A 19,549-nucleotide genomic window follows, 5' to 3' on the forward strand; every position below is an offset into this window, starting at 1 on the left:
TCACGCGAAAGACCGACGGTTGGAGCGCGTTCCTTTCGCAAGAGTCGCAAACTTCTGCGGATTGCGCCCTAAAGGTCGGTATTTGGATAATAAACCGGCCCCTGCCCGCGCTCCAGTCACGCTTTGCGACAGATTGTTACAGCCCGCCTCGTCGATGCGCCTCATTTGCGCCGGGTCGGTTCAAAAGCCGCCGCGCCTTCCTCAAATGCAAAAAGACCCGCCGGAGCGGGTCTTTTCCAAAGCTGTTGCAGCTTTATCAGTTGTTGGCCTGACGACGCAGGAAGGCCGGAATTTCAAGATGATCCTCCTCCACGCTGCGCGGCATGGGGGCGCGGCGGCCGTGCTGATCGAGCCCAGCCTGCGGGCCGCTGGCAGGAAGCGCGCTGGCGCTCGGCCGCTTGGCGTATTCGATATGCGCCGGCGACGGTTGCGCATGCGGATGCTCCGCGCGCCCATATCCGGGAGCCGCCTGCGGCGCGGCGAGATTGCGCGCGGGCTGCGGAGCCTGGGCGTGCTGCAAGGCCTCTTCCTGGCGGCTGGCGCCGAAGGAGGCGAGCCGCTCGAAGATCGACTTGCGGCGGGCGTCGGCCACCGGAACCTCGCCACGGGCCTGCCGCAACTGCTCCTGCCCCGGACGAGGGAAATCCTCGATCTGCGGCATGCGCGGCGCGCGCATCGGCTGCTCGGGAGCCGGCGGGATATAGGGCGCCTGAGCTTCTTCCTGATAGTGGCGAGAGTGCTCCCGCGCCGGTTCGGCATAAGCCTGGCGAGCGGGAACCGGCTCGATATAGACGCCGTGCGGCGCGGAGACCTCGCGGACAGGCTCCGCATATTGGGCGGCGTCCGGATAATGCGCTTCCTGGTAATAGGCCTGCGCCGGGGGTTCGGCGGCCGGCTGATATGCGGGAGCCGCGGGCGCCTGAGCCGCAGCCTCCGCCACGGCGGCGGCCGCCGCCTGCGTCTGCCGGGCCTGCTGCGCAAGCTGCGTGCGCAGGCGTTCGGCGGCCTGCTCGGCGACGCGAGCCTCGTTGAGGCCCGAATCCTGGACCGTGATCGCCGCCGGATCGATCCCGGTCGCGACCACCGAAACGCGGATGACGCCTTCGAGGGAGGAATCGAAGGTCGCGCCGAGGATGATGTTGGCTTCCTCATCGACCTCCTGACGAATGCGGCTGGCCGCCTCGTCGACTTCGTAAAGGGTGAGGTCGTTGCCGCCGGTGATGGAGATCAGCAGTCCGCGCGCGCCCTTCATCGAAACTTCGTCGAGCAGCGGATTGGCGATAGCCGCTTCCGCCGACAGGATCGCACGCCGGTCGCCGGTCGCTTCGCCCGTGCCCATCATCGCCTTGCCCATGCCGCGCATGATCGAGCGCACGTCGGCGAAGTCGAGATTGATGAGGCCTTCCTTCACCATGAGGTCGGTGACGGAGGCGACGCCCGAATACAGCACCTGATCGGCCATCGCGAAGGCGTCGGCGAAGGTCGTCTTCTCGTTCGCGATGCGGAACAGGTTCTGGTTCGGAATCACGATCAGCGTGTCGACGCATTTCTGCAGTTCGGCGATGCCGCTGTCGGCGATGCGCAAGCGGCGCTGGCCCTCGAAATGGAAGGGCTTGGTCACGACGCCGACCGTGAGGATTCCCATCTCGCGCGCGATGGTGGCGATGACCGGAGCCGCACCCGTGCCGGTGCCGCCGCCCATGCCGGCGGTGACGAAGCACATATGGGCGCCGGTAAGATGCTCGCGGATTTCTTCACGCGCTTCTTCCGCCGCGGCGCGGCCGACCTCGGGCTGCGCTCCCGCGCCGAGGCCCTCGGTGACCTGTAGGCCCATCTGAATGATGCGCTCGGCGCGAGAGGACATGAGCGCCTGGGCGTCGGTGTTGGCGACCAGGAAATCGACGCCGGACAAGCCCGAAGCAATCATGTTGTTGACCGCGTTGCAACCGCCGCCTCCAACGCCGCACACCATGATGCGGGGCTTCAATTCCCTTAGTTCGGGAGCCTTCAGATTGATCGTCATACTTCAAGCCTTTCGATTCTCTGGATGCGCTGCTGCGTCACTGTCTGTTCTCGCCGGCCCGCCAGGCCGCCTTGTTCCCGGTTTTCCGCGTCTTAGAAACTTTCCATCAGCCACCGCCCCACCCGCGACATGTATCCGTTGGAAGCGGTCGCCAGCCGTTGCTCCCGATAGGGTTCGAAATACTCGCGGCCCGCCACCTGCGGATAGACGAAAAGTCCTGCTGCTGCGGCAAAGGCGGGACTGCGCGCCGCTTCCGGCAATCCTTCGACGCCGAGCGGGCGGCCGACACGGACCTGCCCGCCGATGATTCGGCGCACCGCCTCGGGCGCGCCGGTAAGCTGACAGGCGCCGCCCGTGAGGACGACGCGCCGCCCGGAACTCGAACCAAAGCCCGCGCGCGCAAGGCGATCGCGCAGAAACTCCAGCGTCTCCTCGACGCGCGGCCGGATGATGCGCACGAGATGCGACTTCGGCGCATGAACCGGATGTTCGCCGTCTTCGCCCACATGGGCGAAGGTGATGGTCTCCCGCTCGTCCGAAGGCGAGGAAATCGCCGCGCCGTGAAAGGTCTTCAGCCTTTCCGCGTCGGACAGCCGCGCGTTGAGCCCGCGCGCGATATCCATGGTGATGTGGTTGCCGCCGAGCGTTATGGCGTCCACATGCTGGAGCCCGCCGCCCTGGAACACCGCCGCGGAGGTCGAGCCCGCGCCCATGTCGATCAGCACCACGCCCATTTCCACTTCGTCCGGCTCCAGCACGGAAAGCCCCGCGGCATAAGGAGCGGCGGCGACCGCCTCGGCCAGGAGATGGCCGCGCTCCACGGCGAAGACGAGATTGCGCGCCGCCGCCTGGTCGCAGGTGACGACGTGTAGCGCGGCGCCGAGCTCCTCGCCGATCATGTTCTTGGGCTCGCGCACGCCGGGCACGCCGTCGAGCGAGAATCCCGTAGGCAGCGAATGGATCGCCACCCGGCCCCGCGTCATGGGATGTATCGCCGAGGCTTCGAGGACGCGGTGCACGTCCGACTCGGCCACCTGACGGCCTCCGATGACGGTTTTGGCCGTGAAATGCTGCGAGGACAGGCGCCCGCCCGAAGCGGTGACGATCACCTGGTCGATCTGCAGGCCCGCCATGCGCTCCGCGGCGTCGACAGTCTGGCGGATGGCGCTTTCCGCTTCGTCCATGTCGACGACGAGGCCGGCCTTGACCCCGCGCGAGCGCTGGTGCCCGATGCCCAAGATGCGCGCGCGATGCGTGCGCCATTGCCCCGCCGGCGTATCGCGTTCGGGAGTGAGCCGAGCGATAAGGCAGGCGACCTTGGAGCTGCCGATGTCCAGCGCCGCCACCGTCGCCGAGCGGCGCGGGGCAAGCTGCTTCATCCGCGATGGAACCATCTGGTTCTTCATGTGTGCCCGCCACTCTTTACTGGTTTACGCGGAGCCGCTGCGGCTCGGGCCGCGGCGCCGTCCTCCGTCAAGCGAACCGCGACGCGGCCCGGCATGCGCAGGTCGATCGAAAGAATATCCTTGTCGAGAATGCGCGCCTCGCGCTGGAGACGCGTCAGCGTCCCGACCGCGGCGCCCGGATCGCGCTCCGGCAACTTGATTTCAACTCCGTTGTTCGTCATCAGCGACCAGCGTCGGCCGGAGACCAGAACGCCCGCCTTGATTCGGCTCGCGATATCTCCGAGCCCTTCCCGCAGCGCCTTGTATTCCGGCAGGCGCTTCTCGGCGCCCTCCCCGACCACGAACGGCAGCCCCAGAAAACGATCGTCGCTGAGTTCGTCGATCACGGTGCCGTCCGCTGCGATCACCGCGACTTTGCCGTCGCGCTGCCAGAGAGCGTTGGGCTCGCGCTCCTCCAGGGCGATCACGAGGCGATCGGGATAGAACTTCAGCACCCGCACGCTCTTCACGAGCGGGAGCTGTATGAGCCGCCGCCTCACTTCGGCGGCGTCGAGCAGCAGCAGCGACTTGCGCGGATCGATATGGGCGGCGGCGAGAATCTCCTGTTCGCGCAGGCGCTGCTGACCGGAAATCGTCACCGCGTCGATGGGAAAGCCTATCGCGCGCGCGACTATGTCCGCGGGGTCGCCGCCCTGCGCGACCAGCGCGGCGTAGCTTCCGTTATGCACCACCGCCGTCCAGCCGACGCCTCCGAAGAGGATCGCTAGGCCGAGCGTGCCGACGCCCGGCAACGCGGCGAAAGCCGTGAGTCGATCCAGCGCGCTCGGACCCTCGCGCCGCGCCGGCGCGGCGGGCGCAGCTTCAGGCTGCGGCTGCTGCGGGGGCCGAAAGCGAGGCGCCGGCCGGGGCTGAAAAGGATTGAGCGGAAGCTGCGCCCCGACCGCGCCGGCAGGGCGCAGCAAGGCCGGCCAGAGCAGCGAGTAAAGCTGCTCTTTCAGCGATCGCAGGAAGCGTCTTCCACCATCCATCGAACCAGCTCGCCGAACGAAAAACCTGCATGGGCCGCCATTTCTGGCACGAGCGAGGTCTCGGTCATCCCGGGCTGGGTGTTGACCTCCAGAACGACGAGTTGGCCGGAGCCGTCCGGTCGATCGTCGTAACGGAAATCTGCGCGGCTTACGCCGCGGCACCCGAGAGCACTGTGAGCCTCAAGCGCCAACTCTTGGACTTTTTGGTAAATATTCGGTTTAACATTTGCCGGCAAAATGTGTTTTGAGCCGCCCGCGGCATATTTGGCCTCATAGTCGTACCAGCCGCCGTCGGCCGCCACGATCTCGATCACGCCGAGGGCGCGATCGCCCATCACGGCGCAGGTAAGTTCGCGTCCCGCAATAAATTCTTCCGCAAGCATGAGGTCGCCGTGGCGCCAGTCGGAACGCGTCAGCTCCTGCGGCGGATGCTCCTGACCCTCCCGGACGATGAACACCCCGAAGGACGACCCTTCCGAAACCGGCTTCAAGACATAAGGGGTGGGCAGAACGTGAGACTTCGCGGCCTCGAGCCGGCGCACGACGCGGCCCTTGGGGACCGGCACGCCCGCCGCCGCCATGACCGTCTTCGCGACCTCCTTCTGCATCGCCACGGAAGAAGCCAGCACTCCCGAATGGGTGTAGGGAATGCGCAGCAGCTCGAGCACCCCCTGGATGACGCCGTCCTCGCCGAAGCGCCCGTGCAGCGCGTTGAAGGCGACATCGGGTTGGAGCTCGGCCAGGACCTGTGCGGCGTCATGTCCCACATCGACGCGGGTGACGCGGAAGCCCTCCCCTTCCAGGGCCTTGGCGCAGGCCTCGCCGGAGCGCAAGGAGACAGGGCGTTCGGCGGAGAGCCCGCCCATGAGCACCGCTATATGTCTGGACACTTTTGCAAGCCTTTCTGCATTCGGGGCAAAAGCGAATCTGTCCGGAAAAGCTGGCGCATTTTTCCGGCGGAATTCGGCGCCGCCCGAGGAATTTGGCGGTTTTGTCGCCCATGTTTCGAAAAAAGCCGAAACGGCGACGCGCTCCGGCTCGCGGAACGGTCCCGCACCTTATAGTTCCCAAATGGTTAACGAAGCGCCTTCAATCCGCCGATTTGGCCGGCTGTTCGGATTGAAGGATTGATTGACAAGCTGCGCCGGACGGCCTCATTGCAGTTGCGTTTTCGAGCTCGCGGATCAACACATGACCCTCCATATACGCGCCGCGCGACCGGGCGAAGCGGCTCTGGTCCTCTCCTTTGTTAAAGAGCTTGCCGAATTCGAAAGCCTTTCGGCCGAGGTCGACGCCACCGAGGAGATGATCGCGGCCGCCCTGTTCGGCCCCTCGCCGGCCGCCTTTTGCCTGATCGCCGAATGGGCCGGCGAGCCGGCGGGATTCGCCATTTATTTCAATAGTTTTTCTTCATTTCGCGGCCGCCGGGGCGTCTATCTCGAAGATATTTTCGTGCGCCCGTCCCATCGTGGCCGCGGCATTGGCAAGGCCTTTCTGGAGCATATCGCCCGCCTCTGCGTCGCCAATGGCTGGGCGCGGTTCGAATGGGCGGTGCTCGATTGGAACGAGCACGCCATCGAATTCTACCGTAGTTGCGGGGCCACGCTGCTGGACGAATGGAAGATTTGCCGCGTGACCGGCGACGCCTTGCTGGGACTGGCCGGGAGGAGCGGGCAGTCGGAGGATTGACTCACGCCGGTTTTCCGATCCGCTTGATCTCCCAGCGCAGTTCGACGCCGCTCGTCGCCAGCACCCGCGCCCGCACCTCTTCGCCCAGCCCCTCAATGTCGGCCGCCGTCGCATTGCCGCGGTTCAGCAGGAAATTGCAGTGCATTTCGCTGACCTGGGCGTCGCCCTTGACGAGGCCGCGGCAGCCTGCGGCGTCGATCAACTGCCAGGCCTTGTGGCCGGGCGGATTGGCGAAGGTGGAGCCGCCGGTTTTTTCGCGGATCGGCTGGGAGGCTTCGCGCGCCGCGGTGATGCGGTCCATCTCGGCCAGGATCGCGGCCGGATCGCCCGGCCGGCCCTGAAAGGTCGCGCCGGTAAAGACAACGTCGGCGGGGGCCCCGCAGTGGCGATAGGAAAACCCCATCTCGGCGTTGGAGAATTTCACCTTCTCGCCGCTTCGCGTCACGCCATGCGCTTCGACCAGCGCATCTTTGGTCTCCCCGCCATGCGCGCCGGCGTTCATGCGCAGCGCGCCGCCGATGCAGCCCGGAATGCCGCGGTAAAAAGCAAGGCCGTCGATCCCCGCCTCCGCCGCCGCGCGCGCGGCTTTAACATCAGGGACCGCCGCTCCGACGCGAAGGCGGCTGTCTTCCAGAACTTCGATCCCGCCAAAACCCTTGGCCGAAAGCCTGATCACCGCGCCGTCGACCCCCCCGTCGCGCACGATGAGATTGGAGCCGAGACCGATGACCGTCACCGGGATTTCAGCCGGAAGACAGCTGAGAAAACCGGCGAGATCGTCCTCGTCGGCCGGCATGAACAGGAGTTGCGCCGGTCCGCCGACGCGAAACCAGGTATAGGGCGCCAGCGGCTCGTCGAAGCGGACGCTCCCGCGCAGTTGCATCAGGAGCGGCGAAAGCTTGGCGGCGAGGTGGGGAACGGTCATGGGGATTCTTTAAAGCTCGCTGATGTAGATGACCCGCACACCGTGATTTGAACGGATGCGGCGGTCGTTCGTCACGAAGATTTCGCATTTGGTCGTGGCTGCGGCGTGGAAATGGATGGCGTCGATCAGTCTCATTCCCTGACTTGCGCCGAGCCGGCCAGCCTCGATCAGCGCCTCCAGATTCACTGGCTGGATATCAAAAGCGTCCTCCTGGAAGAAGAGGCGTTCATAACCTTGCTCGAGCTCTCGGCTTCCCTGCCGAAAGGCCCCGAAGAGACATTCAGCGACGCCTATCTCGCTTGTGACGAGGCAGGCGTTTCGCTCGATCAGCGCATACCAGAGGTCCGCCACCTTGGTCTGGAATTCGGGGTGGCCTTCCACGAAATAGATGATGGCGTTGGTGTCGAAATAGGCGCGAGAGACACTGTGCGCTGAAAAATCAGTCATCGCCGCGGATTTGGCGAATGTTTGCGTCGATTTCCTCGATGGTTTTTGGCCCCAGCAGACGTGCGCCTATTCCTTGTAGCTCCTTCAAGCGCCGAATGCGCTCCTCGGCCGCGGGGCGTGTCTCTTTCTGCACGATGCGCGGAAGGAATTGCTTCAGCGTCTCCTCAACAAGATACGAACGCGAGCGACGCGTAAGCCGCGCCGCCTCGTCGAGTATTTTGCGCGTATCGTCGGAGAGACGAACGGAAGTGGGGGAAGGCTGTGCGGCGTGTTTCATAACGGCGCCAAGATCGACTAGGATGTAGTCCAATGTACTCTCTTTTGTGATAGTGTCAATTCGGCCGATATCGCATGCGCGCGCCGACCAGGCTTTGCGCGCACTGCTATAGATTGATCCACCCCCGCGCTTCCAGGTTGAACATTTTGAGCTGCTGCCGGTTTGGTGGACAGCTGGTTAAGCTAATGCGACCTTCCGCTCGAACTCAACCGGGCTGAGATAGCCGATGGTCGAGTGACGGCGGACGGTGTTGTAGAAGCGCTCGATATAATCAAACACATCTGCCCTGGCCTCGTCGCGCGTCCGGTAGATTTTCCTGGCGACGCGCTCGGTTTTCATCGACGAGAAGAACGACTCCATCGCCGCATTGTCCCAGACGTTGCCGGATCGGCTCATCGAACAGGTGACGCCGTTGTCGGCCATCAGGCGCTGGAAGTGGTCGCTGGTGTATTGGCTGCCCTGGTCGGAGTGGTGCAGCAAGGCGTCTGGCCTGCCGCGTCGCCAGATCGCCATGATCAGGGCGTCCGCCACCAATTGCGCGGTCATCTCGGCCTTCATGGACCAGCCGACAACACGCCGCGAGAACAAGTCGATGACAGCGGCGACATACAGCCAGCCCTCTGCCGTCCAGATGTAGGTGAAGTCGGCGATCCACCTCTGGTTCGGCCGCTCGGCGACGAACTGGCGGTCCAGAACATTCGGCGCCACGGCGTCGGCGAGCCGCTGACCGCCGTCTTTGGGCAAGCCACGCCGGCGAGGCCGCGCCCGCAAGGCGTTTTCCTGCATCAAGCGCTCGATCTTATGCAGTCCGCAGCAAAAGCCGTCAGCCAGAACATCCCGCCAGACCCGGCGTGCGCCATAGGTTCTGGCGCTGGCGACAAAGCTCGCCCGGATGGAGGCCGTCATCTCCTCATCAAGCTTGTCGCGAGCGCTCGGTCCGCGCTTGAGCCAGGCGTGAAAACCCGACCGGGAGACATCCAGCGCTTTGCAGAGCCACGCCACCGGCCAGATCGAACGGTGCTTTGCGATAAAAGCGAACCTCATTTCGCTTCCCTCGCAAAGAAGGCCGCGGCCTTTTTTAGGATGTCGCGCTCCGCCCGCAGCTTGGTGACTTCGCGCCGCAGGCGCTCGATTTCAAGCTGCTCGGGCTTCATCTGCCCCTGACCAGGAAAGGCGGCGGCCGGATCAGCCGCCAATTCCTTCACCCAACGCCGCAGCATGTTCTCGTGCAGTTCCAGATCCCGCGCCGCCTGCGCAACGCTTACGCCGCGCTCGCGCACCAAACGGACCGCTTCGACCTTGAACTCCCGGCTGAACTGACGCCGTTCCATGCTCCACCTCCGGTTCCGTAAAACACCTTATCTCGGTGTCCACCAAACCGGCAGCAGCTCATTTAACCCCAAACTAGCATTACAGTTGCGCTTTCAGGTGGGCGTGCCTCGCCTGGGCTTGATGGGCTCTTCGCCAAAGCGACCAAGCGATAACGCACTCTGGTCGGATGCGCTTTCGAGCCAGTCGCGTTGCGATGCGGCGGATTTCCTGGATGGACCAGCGGATAAGCGACGGGCAGGTCAGCTTTGAAGCGAGTTGGGCGTCGTCGCCTTGCGCCGCATCGTTTTTGGGGGCGACGCGACCGCGTTGGCGTGAACGCGGATTGCCGCCATCATGGCGAAGGCGAGCATGACCAGCGACACGTGACGACGCCAACCATGCCAGGAGCGCGTCTCATTGTGATCGAGGCCGAGTTCGTTCTTCGTCGTTTCGAAACTGTCTTCGATCGCCCAACGATGCCCTTCGATGTTCGCCAGTCTTTCGATCGATGTTCCGGTCGGCGCCCATGTCGTGAAGAAGGCGAGATCGCCATCGGCGATTTTGCGCCGGATCAGAAGACCGCGCGTCCATGCCTGCCCGGCGAGCGCCTCGTTGTATTCGCCAGCGTCCAGATCGGCGAGTTCGAGATAGGCCCAGTCGTGAAAGCGCTCGCCTTTCGTGCCCGCGCCCGCCGAAAGACGCCGCCACGCGGTGGCTGGCGAACCATTGGCGATCTCCTTTGCTGTTCCGGCGATGGCCTGGGGCTTGCCCCAAGAGCGAAACGAGTCGTTGGATTTCACGCCGAGCACATAGCCCTTGCCGGCGCGTCGCAGCGCCGTCTCGATCTCGCCGACGCCATAGACAGTGTCGGCGGCGACGAAGGAGAAGGGAACTTTCGCCGCGATGGCGCGCTCGATCATGACGCGCGCCAACGCCGGCTTGGTCGCAAAGCCGCCAGACGCGCTGTCGAGGATCTCCTGTGGAACATGCGCCTTGGCCATGCGCTCCGGATCGTCCGTCCAGCTTTTGGGCAGATACAATTCGCGGTCGATGAAGGCATGTCCGCGCGGCGTGACATAGCAGGCGAAGACGCCGATCTGGCAGTTCGTGATCTTGCCCGCAGAACCCGTGTATTGCCGCGCGACGCCACAGGACGCCTTGCCCTGTTTCAGGAACCCCGTCTCGTCGACGACGAAAACCGCGTCGTCATCGGCCAGGGTTTCGAGCGCGTAATCGCGCACGACGTCGCGCAACGCATCCGCGTCCCAACGTCCGCGGCCAAGGATCGCTTGTTGTCGCCACGGCCCCGGATCGCCGGCCGCCTCGGCGCGCATCCAACCGGTCTTGCGGCGCTCCTCCCCGAGCAAGCCCTCCAGAAAATTCTCCGCCGAGAGGGCCACGCGCGCCTGGGCGAAAAGCGGCCGCATCCGACGCTTCACATCCCGCAACGACGACGCCCACAGCTCCAGAGTCGCCTCGATCGAAGCTCCCCACATCCCACGACCCCCATGACGAATCATGGTGATCCAAGGAGTCTGAAATCAGCCGTAAACGCAACTGTAATGCTAGGGCCTGTTGAGAATCAGGATTCCCATTTTGGTGGAAGGATGATTCAAGCTCCGAAAGGAGTTTGCAATGCCCCGATTCTGTCTGACGGACGGCCAATGGTCGAAGCTGGAGCCCTTTTGTCTTGGCAAGCCCTCCGATCCCGGCCGGACCGGGAGCGATGGGCGATTGTTTTTAGAGGCGATCTTGTGGATTGCGCGCACGGGCAGCCCCTGGCGCGATCTGCCTCCCGCCTTCGGCAAGTGGAACACCGTGTTCAAACGCTTTCGCGATTGGGTGAAGGCCGATGTGTTCAAGCGGATGTTTGACGCCGTGTCGGACGATCCAGACATGGAATACGCCATGATCGACGCCACCATCGTCAAGGTCCACCGCCATGGACAGGGCGCAAAAGGGGGACTCAGGGCCAGGCCATAGGCAAATCCAAAGGCGGCTGGACCACCAAAATCCTCGCGCTCACCGACGCGCTCGGCAATTTGGTCCGCTTCGTTCTGCTGCCGGGGCAACGCTTCGACACGGTCGGCGTCGCGCCTTTGATCGAGGGCGTCGAATTTGGCGCGCTGCTCGCCGACAAGGCCTTCGACAGCGACTGGATCGTCGCCGAACTGAACGAGCGCGGCGCGCAAATCGTCATCTCCCAACATCCAAGACGAAACGCGCCTCTCGCCATCGACATCGAGCTTTACAAAGCCCGTCACCTCATCGAAAACTTCTTCGGCAAACTCAAGGAGTTCAAGCGGATCGCCCTGCGCGCCGACAAAACCGATCAAAGCTTCACAGCCATGATCCGCCTCGCCGCCGCGCTCATCAATTCGCGATGAATCTCAACAAGCCCTAAGCCGGCTCGCCGAATATTCCTGAGCAATCTTTCGCCCTCCGGCGCCTGCTCGCGGCCGCCGCTGCTGGTGTTGTCGAGGAATTTCATGTTCCGTTATCTTCGCCCTATCTCCTTCATCCTCGTCCCGCCCATCGTCGTCTTCGCCATCGGCCTCCATCTTCACACTCATGGACTCCCTATCGCGGGAGCTCACACGATGTTGAGGGCCGCCACTCCGAAATGGGCATCCTACGCAATCGACGCCGTGTTTTGGGGCGGGACGACCGCTTTGAGCGCAGCCGCGGCAAGCCTTTTTTGCGTCGTGCTGGGCGCGCTCTTCGCCAGCCGCTCGCGCAACGCGCTGGTCGCCGCCTTTCGCTTTTGCCGGAGCGTCGTTCCCGTCGCCATGATGCTGACGACGGCTGGCTTCGGCGCAGCGATCTTCGGCGGCGTGGTTTGCGTCTTCGCCCTGCCCCAAGCACGTGCGCGCTTGCTGATTTACATCGCTGCGCTCGCGCTCGCGGGTCTTTACGGCGTCTATCGCGGGTTGTGCGGGCTGGCCGCAGCGTTGCGGGCGTTTCCAGCTGCAACCCTTCGAGCAGCTCGGTCGCGCTGTCAGCCTCGAGGAAGCGCCGCGGCTTTGGGCGGATGTGCGAACGCTCGCCGCCAAAGTCGGAACGCGATGCCCCGATCGGATCGTGGTGGGACTTCTGGGCGGGCCGTTTGCGACCGCATGTCCGTTGAGGCTCATGCCGGAGGACAAGGTTGTCGAGGGCCGTACGCTCTATTTGCCGCTGCCGACGCTGCTATTGCTCAGCCCCGGCCAATTCGGGTCCGTCGTGGCCCATGAGCTCGCGCACTTCGCCGGCGAGGATACGGAATATTCCCTTCGCATCGCGCCAAACTACGCCTCGATGAGCAGGAGCCTTTCCGCCTTTTCCGGCGACGCGCCGGATGACGATAAGCGTTCCCCGCTCTCAACGCTTTTCGTGACGCTGCCGGCGATCTTCCAGGGCGTTCTGCTGATTGATCTGTTCCATGGCGCGGTGCAACGCTGGAGCCGCGCTCGCGAGCTGGAAGCGGACGCCGCCGCAAGCAAGCTGTTCGGCCCCGAAGTCGTGGCGACGGCGCTTCTGCGCTTCTGCGCTTTCGCGCCCCTCCTCGGCAAGGCTTTACAGCAAATCGTCGAGGAGGGCGCCGAGTCCGAAGATCTCGTACGAGATTTCGCCAAGGCCATTCGCGAAGCGCCGGCGCAGGATGCACAGGCTCTGCTCTCTGTGGAGACGCCACATCCTTTCGACTCGCATCCGCCAATGTCGGCGCGCATCGAGGCGCTGGGCTTGAAAGCGGATGAAGCGCTTTTGGACCAAGCCGGCGCGCGCGCGCCGGAAGATTTTGAGGTAACGCTGATCGACGCCTTCGCAGACGCCCCCGCGCTGTCGCGTCGGCTGACGGCGGATGTCTTTGCGAAGTTCCGCCAAGAGCGCGCGATGATCGTATCGCAGTTAAGGGAGAATACTCAAAAGCCGGTCGAGACGTGGGAATTCAGCGAGGGGCCGACAGGCCTTCTGAGCCTTCTCAATGGCCACGCGTTTGCGGGCATGATGCTGGCTGCGATTGGTTTCGCTATGTTGGCAGGGCTATGGATGAGGCCCGACCACAGAGAGAATTGGGTAGTGATATCTGGGGCCGTGGCCATGTTTGTCGCCGGCGTCCTCTATGTGTTTTATGCGCGTCGGCCTTTCGGCGACACCGACGAGCCGTTCTTCCAGATCGCCGAGGACTCATGCCAATTTCGCGATCTCGAAACCACCCTGCCCTGGAACGACGTCGAGGATTTAAGCGCAGTGGAGAACAACGGCCTTTCGGTCGCATTCCTCCTTAAGGAGGAAGCTCAATTTCGACCGGCGCAGTCAAGCGGCAAGCGTACCCGCTACGATGCGGAAAAACGCACGATTGTGATGCGCGTCAAGAAGATTCAGGGATGGAAGCCGCAAGCGTTTGTAGAGGAAATCGGCCATGCGCTGCGATCATCCCGCGCGCGCTCAGCTTTGAAGCTGTTCGGGACAGACACTGCGTGACACTGGAAGGCGCCGGAATTTGCGTCTGAACTGAGATTCATTCAGCGTATTCCGCATCAGATCCGCCGCATCCACTCAGACACGCCAAAACTCGACGGCCTCTTTGGGCAGTGCGGCGAGAACACGATCGAATTCCGTCTCATTCACATTCTTGCGTAGCGCTGTCGCGACATCTCTGATCGCCGTGTCGGGCGAAAAATTGTGGTCGGCTCGAAGTGATTTAACCTCTGCGGTCATCCGTTCACGGCTCTCGAACGCAAGCTTCGGCTCGTTGATATCCCATTCGGAAACGAAGATCGCTCGCAGGACGGGCGGCAGGACATCAGCAAACTTCAGCGCATCGGCGACATCGAGCCGCCGACGGAAAACTTGAAGAACGCCTTGCGTCATCGTGTAGATTTGGTTCCGAGTCGTTAGACCCGACTCGCTGATCGCGTCGCGAAGGAACCGTTCGAACTCCTCCGAAGCGTGCTGGTATTCCATAGGCATCGGCATTGGAATTTCTCCAATACTGGAAACCAACCGGGCGATTGCGCGCTGGAGCGCGTTCGGTTTGAACGCAGTCGAGCGCGCTCCAAATCTCATTGACGGAGCATGTTCTTTTCCAAAAACCGTTTCGCACTTTTTGGGAACATGCTCTAAAGCCTCGCCTCACCCCTTCGCTTCCAATTGCTCCGGAAGCGCATAGGCCCATTGAGTGATGTTGCCGGCGCCGAGGCACACCACATAATCGCCGGGCGCGACGATCTCGCGGATCATCGCCGGCAACACTTCCGGCGACGGCAGGCCGACGGCGCGGCGATGGCCATGGGCCTTGATCGCCGAAACCAGCGCGTCGCGATCGACGCCCTCGATCTTCTGTTCGCCGGCGGGATAGACATCCGAAATAATGACGGCGTCCGCGTCGTTGAAACAGGTCGCGAACTGATCGAACAAAGATTGCAGGCGGCTATAGCGATGCGGCTGCATCACCGCGACCACCTTGCCCTTGGTGGAGGCGCGCGCCGCGCGCAGCACCGCGGCGATTTCCACCGGATGATGGCCATAGTCGTCGAAGATGGAAACCCCGTTCCACTCTCCCGTCTTGGTGAAGCGGCGCTTGACGCCGCCAAAGCCCGCGAGCGCCTTTCTGATCTGCTCCGGCGAGAGGCCGAGCTGATAGGCGACGGTGATCGCGGCGGTCGCATTCAGCGCATTGTGGTGGCCCGGCATGGGCAGCAGAAGATTTTCGAGATAGGTCGCCTGAGAAGTCTTGCGGTCGCGCAACAGCACATTGAAGCGTGATACGCCGCCTTCCAGATTGACGTCCATCAGCCGCACATCGGCCTGGGGATTTTCGCCATAGGTATAGACGCGGCGATCCGCGATGCGTCCGACGAGCTCCTGCACCGTGGGATGGTCGAGGCACATCACCGCAAAGCCGTAGAACGGCAGGTTCTCGACGAATTGCAGAAAGGCGTCCTTGATCGCGTCGAAGGTCTGGAAGTGGTCGAGATGCTCGGGATCGATATTGGTGACGATGGCGACGTCGGCGGGCAGCTTGAGAAAGGTGCCGTCGCTTTCATCGGCCTCGACCACCATCCAGTCGCCGGCGCCGAGGCGGGCGTTGGTGCCATAGGCGTTGATGATGCCGCCATTGATGACGGTGGGATCGAGGCCGCCGGCGTCGAGCAGAGTGGCGACCAGCGAGGTGGTGGTGGTCTTGCCGTGGGTGCCCGCTATGGCGACGCATTGCTTCAGCCGCATCAGCTCGGCGAGCATTTCGGCGCGGCGGACGACCGGCAGGCGGCGCTCGCGCGCGGCGACGAGTTCGGGATTGTCGCGCTTGATCGCAGTTGAGACGACGACGACGGCGGCCTCGCCCAGCCATTTTGCGTCATGGCCGATATGAATCGTAGCGCCCTTGTCGACCAATCGCTTCACATTGGCGTTTTCGGAAGCGTCCGAACCCTGGACCGTGTAGCCGAGATTGAGCAGCACCTCGGCGATGCCCGACATGCCGATGCCGCCGATGCCGACGAAATGAATGGGGCCGAGTTCGCGCGGCAGTTTCATATATCTCTCCAGGAAATTCACGGCGGAACGGGATCGCGGCGCGAATCGATTCGGGATGCGGCTACCTTAAGCCCTTCCCCTCCGGGAGCGCATTCCCCAAAAGCTGGCATGCTCTTGCGAAAGAATTACGCCCTAAGCTTTTGTTTTGATGCGCTTCCTACGCCGAACCGGGGCCGCTTCGGCTGGAGGCGCTCACATCTAGACCGCCGGTTTTGATTCAGCCAGGACCAAACGCGCTCCGGCCGTCTTCTCCACGAGATCGGCGAGTCGTTCCGCCGCGTCGGCGACGCCCGCCTTCCTGGCGTTTTCGCCGCCCCTGCGCAACGCCTCGGGATCGGCGAGAAACTGCATCAGACGCTCGGTGAGGTAGCGCGGGGTGAAGTTCTCCTGCCGCACGACCTCGGCCCCGCCGACGGATTGAAGCACGGCGGCGTTGTTGGCCTGGTCCTGGTCGAGCGCATGGGGCAGCGGCACCAGGATCGACGCGCGCCCTATGGCCGCCAGCTCCGAAACCGTGGAGGCCCCCGAACGCGCGATCACGAGCTGCGCCTGCGCTATGCGATGGGGCAGATCGGAAAAGAAGGGCGCGATCTCCGGCGCAACGCCGGCGCGCTCATAGACGCCGCTCACGCGGGCGATATCCTCCTGCCGCGTCTGCTGCACGATGACGAGCCGCGCGCGCAATTCCTCGGGCAGCGCCGCAACGGCCGCCGGCACGATATCCGACATCACGCGCGCACCCTGCGAACCGCCGGTCACAAGCAGGCGCAAGCAGCCATTGGCTTCGGGGTAAGGTTCCGACATGGCCGCGATGGCGTTGGGCCGCAGCGGGTTGCCGGTGACGACGATCTTCCCGCGCCATGACTCGGGAACGCCGCCGAGCGGAAAGCCCGCGGCGATGGCGTCGACCCGGCCGGCCAAAAAGCGGTTGGCTTTGCCCATCACGCCATTGGCTTCATGCAGCACGGTCGGCGTGCGCAGGAGCCATGCGGCGACGAGCGGCGGCACGGTGGGATAACCGCCAAAGCCGATGACGGCGCGGGGCTGGAGCCGGCGGACGAGCGCGAGTGACTGAACGACCCCGAGGCCGAGACGCGCCACTGCGCTGGCCCGAGCCAGCGGCGAGCCGCCCCGCGGCGTCGCCGAATGAATAGTGTGCATCGCCCGCGCGGGAAAACTATCGCCGTAGCGCAGCGCCCTTTCGTCGGTGACGAGTTCCACAGGAACGCCGCGCCGGCTCAGCACGTGCGCCAGCGCCTCCGCGGGGAAGAGGTGACCGCCGGTGCCTCCGGCGGCGAGCAATACGGGGCCGAGGCTCATGTCGGCGCCCCCACGGGGCCGTAGGGACCGTTATGCGCAACCGCCCCGGATCGCCCATCCGCCTGCTGCGTGAGGGCGTGGGAATGCCGACGCCGGCGCGTCACCGCAAGCAGGAAACCCATTTCGATCGCAAGCGAGATCAACGACGAGCCGCCATAGGACACGAAAGGCAAGGTCATGCCCTTGGCGGGCATCAACTGGAGATTCACCATCATATTTATGCAGCTCTGCAGGCCGAACAGCATGACGAGCCCGGCGCTGGCGAAGCGGCAAAAGGGATCGTCGTTGCGCGCGGCCGAGAACAGCGTGCGCAGCACGATGAAAGCGAAGAGGGCGACGAGCGCGAGACAGACGACGACGCCGAACTCCTCGCCGATCACTGCGAATACATAGTCGGTGTGCGAATCCGGCAGGATGCGCTTGATGGTTCCTTCTCCCGGGCCCTTGCCGAACCAGGAACCGGAGATGAAGCTTTCAAGCGCGGTTTCGGCCTGGAAATTGGTCGGCACGCCGGCCGTCACCGATGGCGGCGGCTCCAGAAAGGTCTGAATGCGGGCGTGAACGTGAGGCACGAATTTATAGGCGAGCAGCGCCGAGGCCGCGCCCGCCCCGCCGATGCCCACCACCCACATCCAATGGAGGCCGGCCATGAAGTAGAGAATGGCCCACACCATCGAAAGCAGCATGGTCTGGCCGAAGTCGGGCTGCATCACCAGGGGAGCGATGGTCAGCGGAAAGAGCAGAAGCGCCAACCAATTGCCCGGAACGTCCTTGCGGCGGGCTCCTTCCGAAAAAGCCCAGGCGACCAGCACGACGAAGGCCGGCTTCAGGAACTCCGAGGGCTGCACCCCCAGGATCCAACGGCGCGCGCCCTTGACCTCCTGGCCGTAGAATATCGTGCCGATGACCAGCGCCAGAAACACGACATACATCACCAGCGCCGCACGGCGGATATGGCGCGGCGAGAGCAGCGAAACGCCGAACATCACGATCAGCGCCGGCAACAGGAACAGGGCCTGCCGGTTTACGAAATAGAAGGTGTGGAGATGGAGCCGCTCGGCCTCGGGCGGGCTTCCCGCCATCGAGAATACGAGGCCGCCGACAATGATCATCGCGATGGCTGCGAGCAGCCAGCGGTCTATTGTCCAGGCCCAATCGGAAAGCGGCGTTCGTCGCGCGCGCGAAATCATGGGTTTTCTCCGTGGTCGGACGCGATTTCCAGGGCGAGTTTCCGGAACAGATCTCCGCGGGCCTCGAAATTGGCGAATTGGTCATAAGAGGCGCAGGCCGGCGAAAGCAGCACGACCGGCTCCGGTCCGGCGCTGCGAGCGGCGTCGCGCGCGGCGCACTGGATCGCGGTTTGCAGCGTGACGCAGCGCTCGAAGGGAACATCGCCGCCCAGCGTCGCGGCGAATTGCTCGGTCGCCTCGCCGATGAGATAGGCCCTGGCGATGCGCGGAAAGAAAGGGCGCAGTTCCTCTATGCCGCCTTCCTTGGGCTTGCCGCCGAGGATCCAGTAGATCTCGTCGTAGCTCGCGAGCGCCTTGGCGGCTGCGTCGGCGTTGGTGGCCTTGCTGTCGTTCACATAGACGACATTGCCCTTGCGCGCCGCTTCCTCCATGCGATGCGGCAACCCCGGATAGCTGAGGAGGCCGCGAGCGATCTCGTCGTCGTCGAGACCGAGCTCCCAGCATGCGGCTGCGGCGAAAGCGGCATTCTGGGCGTTATGGGCGCCGCGCAGCGCGCGGGCGCCGGCGAGGGCGCCGATCTCCTCCGCCTCCTGCGGCTCATGGCCGGCTTCGCGAAACATGATCTTGCCGCCCTCGACATAAAATCCCCAATCGAGAACGCGCTGGGCGGATACGGGAGCGACGCGCTGGCCCGGCTTCGCCCGTTCGGTCAGGCGGGCGCCGATGGCGTGGCAGAAGGCGTCGTCGACCCCGACCAGCGCAATCTCCGCGCCCGCGACCAGCCGCTCCTTCACCGCGGCGTAATTTTCCATGGAGCCGTGCCGGTCGATATGGTCGGGCGTGAGGTTGATGAGCACGCCCACGGTGGGGGCCAGCGACGGCGTGAGGTCGATCTGGAAGGACGAGCATTCGACCACATGGATGCGGTCGTCGGCCGGCGGCTCCAGCGAAAGTATCGGCACGCCGATATTGCCGCCGAGCTGCACGTCGCGTCCCGCCTCCCGCAGAATATGGGCGATGAGCGCGGTCGTGGTCGATTTGCCGTTGGTGCCGGTGATCGCCACGAAAGGCGCCCCGCCCGCGCGGCTTTCCCGCTCCCGGCAAAAAAGCTCTATGTCCCCGATAATCTCGATCCCTGCGGCCCTGGCGCACTCCACCGTCCAATGGGGAACGGGATGAGTCAGCGGCACGCCCGGGGCGAGGATCAAAGCGTCGAACTGCGTCCAATCGGCGCCGCGGATATCCTCGACGCGAATACTCTCCGCCAGGGCCTTTGCGCGGCCGGCTTCGCCGTCGTCCCAGGCGGTGACGGAGGCGCCTCCGGCCGTCAGCGCATGGGCGGTGGCGAGGCCCGAGCCGCCGAGGCCGAACAAGGCGACGCTTCTACCCTTGAAGACGCTCACAGGGGTCATGA

General features: G+C 64.1%; 17 protein-coding genes and 1 pseudogene. 4 read left to right on the forward strand and 14 right to left on the reverse strand.

Features of this window, described 5'->3' with window-relative positions; all coding sequences use genetic code 11:
• Window positions 1-256: 256 nt before the first annotated feature.
• The 4 genes from ftsZ to H2LOC_RS08205 form a co-directional block, all read right to left on the reverse strand.
• Entirely contained in the window at window positions 257-2,023 is a 1,767-nt protein-coding gene (ftsZ, locus tag H2LOC_RS08190) for a cell division protein FtsZ (RefSeq protein WP_136495954.1), read from the reverse strand.
• A 92-nt stretch (window positions 2,024-2,115) separates the two neighbouring features.
• Window positions 2,116-3,429, reverse strand: a complete 1,314-nt coding sequence (gene ftsA, locus H2LOC_RS08195; protein WP_136495955.1) for a cell division protein FtsA — start codon at window positions 3,427-3,429, stop codon at window positions 2,116-2,118.
• Window positions 3,426-4,457: a cell division protein FtsQ/DivIB gene (locus H2LOC_RS08200; RefSeq protein ID WP_136495956.1), complete on the reverse strand. Its 1,032-nt coding sequence runs from the start codon at window positions 4,455-4,457 to the stop codon at window positions 3,426-3,428. Before H2LOC_RS08200 ends, ftsA begins: the two co-directional genes overlap by 4 nt.
• Window positions 4,424-5,347, reverse strand: a complete 924-nt coding sequence (locus tag H2LOC_RS08205) for a D-alanine--D-alanine ligase (RefSeq protein WP_154331600.1) — start codon at window positions 5,345-5,347, stop codon at window positions 4,424-4,426. Before H2LOC_RS08205 ends, H2LOC_RS08200 begins: the two co-directional genes overlap by 34 nt.
• Between H2LOC_RS08205 and H2LOC_RS08210 the strand changes: the two genes are divergently transcribed.
• The gene (locus H2LOC_RS08210; protein ID WP_136495957.1) at window positions 5,322-5,588 is read left to right on the forward strand and encodes a hypothetical protein; all 267 of its coding nucleotides are present in this window, start codon (window positions 5,322-5,324) and stop codon (window positions 5,586-5,588) included. The genes H2LOC_RS08205 and H2LOC_RS08210 overlap by 26 nt on opposite strands.
• A gap of 60 nt (window positions 5,589-5,648) precedes the next feature.
• On the forward strand, window positions 5,649-6,146 hold the full coding sequence (locus H2LOC_RS08215; protein ID WP_136495958.1) for a GNAT family N-acetyltransferase: 498 nt from the start codon (window positions 5,649-5,651) through the stop codon (window positions 6,144-6,146).
• Between the two features lies 1 nt (window position 6,147).
• Here H2LOC_RS08215 and murB read toward each other — a convergent pair whose 3' ends face one another.
• The 5 genes from murB to H2LOC_RS08240 all read right to left on the reverse strand — a co-directional run bounded on the left by murB (window position 6,148) and on the right by H2LOC_RS08240 (window position 10,602).
• A complete protein-coding gene (gene murB, locus H2LOC_RS08220; RefSeq protein ID WP_136495959.1) occupies window positions 6,148-7,071 on the reverse strand; it encodes a UDP-N-acetylmuramate dehydrogenase in 924 nt (307 codons plus the stop codon).
• Between the two features lie 9 nt (window positions 7,072-7,080).
• Window positions 7,081-7,518 (reverse strand): type II toxin-antitoxin system VapC family toxin, encoded by a 438-nt coding sequence (locus H2LOC_RS08225; RefSeq protein WP_136495960.1) that lies wholly within the window; start codon window positions 7,516-7,518, stop codon window positions 7,081-7,083.
• Window positions 7,511-7,828, reverse strand: a complete 318-nt coding sequence (locus H2LOC_RS08230) for a ribbon-helix-helix protein, CopG family (protein ID WP_136495961.1) — start codon at window positions 7,826-7,828, stop codon at window positions 7,511-7,513. Before H2LOC_RS08230 ends, H2LOC_RS08225 begins: the two co-directional genes overlap by 8 nt.
• A gap of 144 nt (window positions 7,829-7,972) precedes the next feature.
• Window positions 7,973-9,126 (reverse strand): IS3 family transposase gene (locus tag H2LOC_RS08235; protein ID WP_136495120.1). Its coding sequence is split into 2 segments (ribosomal slippage): window positions 7,973-8,877 and window positions 8,877-9,126, totalling 1,155 coding nucleotides; the frame shifts between segments, so codons are not numbered across the junction.
• 240 nt (window positions 9,127-9,366) lie between these two features.
• A complete protein-coding gene (locus H2LOC_RS08240; protein ID WP_246207081.1) occupies window positions 9,367-10,602 on the reverse strand; it encodes an IS701 family transposase in 1,236 nt (411 codons plus the stop codon).
• 139 nt (window positions 10,603-10,741) lie between these two features.
• Between H2LOC_RS08240 and H2LOC_RS08245 the strand changes: the two are divergent.
• A pseudogene (locus H2LOC_RS08245) lies at window positions 10,742-11,493 on the forward strand (IS5 family transposase).
• A gap of 745 nt (window positions 11,494-12,238) precedes the next feature.
• Complete coding sequence (locus H2LOC_RS08250) at window positions 12,239-13,570, forward strand: M48 family metallopeptidase (RefSeq protein ID WP_136495963.1); 1,332 nt, start codon at window positions 12,239-12,241, stop codon at window positions 13,568-13,570.
• 75 nt (window positions 13,571-13,645) lie between these two features.
• Here the strand turns inward: H2LOC_RS08250 and H2LOC_RS08255 are convergent, their stop codons facing one another.
• The 5 genes from H2LOC_RS08255 to murD all read right to left on the reverse strand — a co-directional run bounded on the left by H2LOC_RS08255 (window position 13,646) and on the right by murD (window position 19,547).
• A complete protein-coding gene (locus H2LOC_RS08255) occupies window positions 13,646-14,065 on the reverse strand; it encodes a DUF2267 domain-containing protein (RefSeq protein ID WP_136495964.1) in 420 nt (139 codons plus the stop codon).
• Window positions 14,066-14,221: 156 nt separating this feature from the next.
• Window positions 14,222-15,625 (reverse strand): UDP-N-acetylmuramate--L-alanine ligase, encoded by a 1,404-nt coding sequence (gene murC, locus H2LOC_RS08260; protein WP_136495965.1) that lies wholly within the window; start codon window positions 15,623-15,625, stop codon window positions 14,222-14,224.
• A 198-nt stretch (window positions 15,626-15,823) separates the two neighbouring features.
• Window positions 15,824-16,945: a UDP-N-acetylglucosamine--N-acetylmuramyl-(pentapeptide) pyrophosphoryl-undecaprenol N-acetylglucosamine transferase gene (locus H2LOC_RS08265; RefSeq protein ID WP_136495966.1), complete on the reverse strand. Its 1,122-nt coding sequence runs from the start codon at window positions 16,943-16,945 to the stop codon at window positions 15,824-15,826.
• Window positions 16,942-18,135: an FtsW/RodA/SpoVE family cell cycle protein gene (locus H2LOC_RS08270; protein WP_136495967.1), complete on the reverse strand. Its 1,194-nt coding sequence runs from the start codon at window positions 18,133-18,135 to the stop codon at window positions 16,942-16,944. The genes H2LOC_RS08265 and H2LOC_RS08270 overlap by 4 nt, the downstream gene beginning before the upstream one ends.
• The gene (murD, locus tag H2LOC_RS08275) at window positions 18,132-19,547 is read right to left on the reverse strand and encodes a UDP-N-acetylmuramoyl-L-alanine--D-glutamate ligase (RefSeq protein WP_136495968.1); all 1,416 of its coding nucleotides are present in this window, start codon (window positions 19,545-19,547) and stop codon (window positions 18,132-18,134) included. Before murD ends, H2LOC_RS08270 begins: the two co-directional genes overlap by 4 nt.
• Between the last annotated feature and the right edge of the window lie 2 nt (window positions 19,548-19,549).

The organism is Methylocystis heyeri, assembly GCF_004802635.2.
GTDB lineage: Bacteria > Pseudomonadota > Alphaproteobacteria > Rhizobiales > Beijerinckiaceae > Methylocystis > Methylocystis heyeri.

Coding starts and splice junctions, on each gene's coding strand:
- ftsZ (WP_136495954.1), bottom strand. CDS start 2,023: ATGACGATCAATCTGAAGGCTCCCGAACTAAGGGAATTGAAGCCCCGC.
- ftsA (WP_136495955.1), bottom strand. CDS start 3,429: ATGAAGAACCAGATGGTTCCATCGCGGATGAAGCAGCTTGCCCCGCGC.
- H2LOC_RS08200 (WP_136495956.1), bottom strand. CDS start 4,457: ATGGATGGTGGAAGACGCTTCCTGCGATCGCTGAAAGAGCAGCTTTAC.
- H2LOC_RS08210 (WP_136495957.1), top strand. CDS start 5,322: ATGAGCACCGCTATATGTCTGGACACTTTTGCAAGCCTTTCTGCATTC.
- H2LOC_RS08215 (WP_136495958.1), top strand. CDS start 5,649: ATGACCCTCCATATACGCGCCGCGCGACCGGGCGAAGCGGCTCTGGTC.
- murB (WP_136495959.1), bottom strand. CDS start 7,071: ATGACCGTTCCCCACCTCGCCGCCAAGCTTTCGCCGCTCCTGATGCAA.
- H2LOC_RS08225 (WP_136495960.1), bottom strand. CDS start 7,518: ATGACTGATTTTTCAGCGCACAGTGTCTCTCGCGCCTATTTCGACACC.
- H2LOC_RS08240 (WP_246207081.1), bottom strand. CDS start 10,602: ATGTGGGGAGCTTCGATCGAGGCGACTCTGGAGCTGTGGGCGTCGTCG.
- H2LOC_RS08250 (WP_136495963.1), top strand. CDS start 12,239: ATGCCGGAGGACAAGGTTGTCGAGGGCCGTACGCTCTATTTGCCGCTG.
- H2LOC_RS08255 (WP_136495964.1), bottom strand. CDS start 14,065: ATGCCGATGCCTATGGAATACCAGCACGCTTCGGAGGAGTTCGAACGG.
- murC (WP_136495965.1), bottom strand. CDS start 15,625: ATGAAACTGCCGCGCGAACTCGGCCCCATTCATTTCGTCGGCATCGGC.
- H2LOC_RS08265 (WP_136495966.1), bottom strand. CDS start 16,945: ATGAGCCTCGGCCCCGTATTGCTCGCCGCCGGAGGCACCGGCGGTCAC.
- H2LOC_RS08270 (WP_136495967.1), bottom strand. CDS start 18,135: ATGATTTCGCGCGCGCGACGAACGCCGCTTTCCGATTGGGCCTGGACA.
- murD (WP_136495968.1), bottom strand. CDS start 19,547: ATGACCCCTGTGAGCGTCTTCAAGGGTAGAAGCGTCGCCTTGTTCGGC.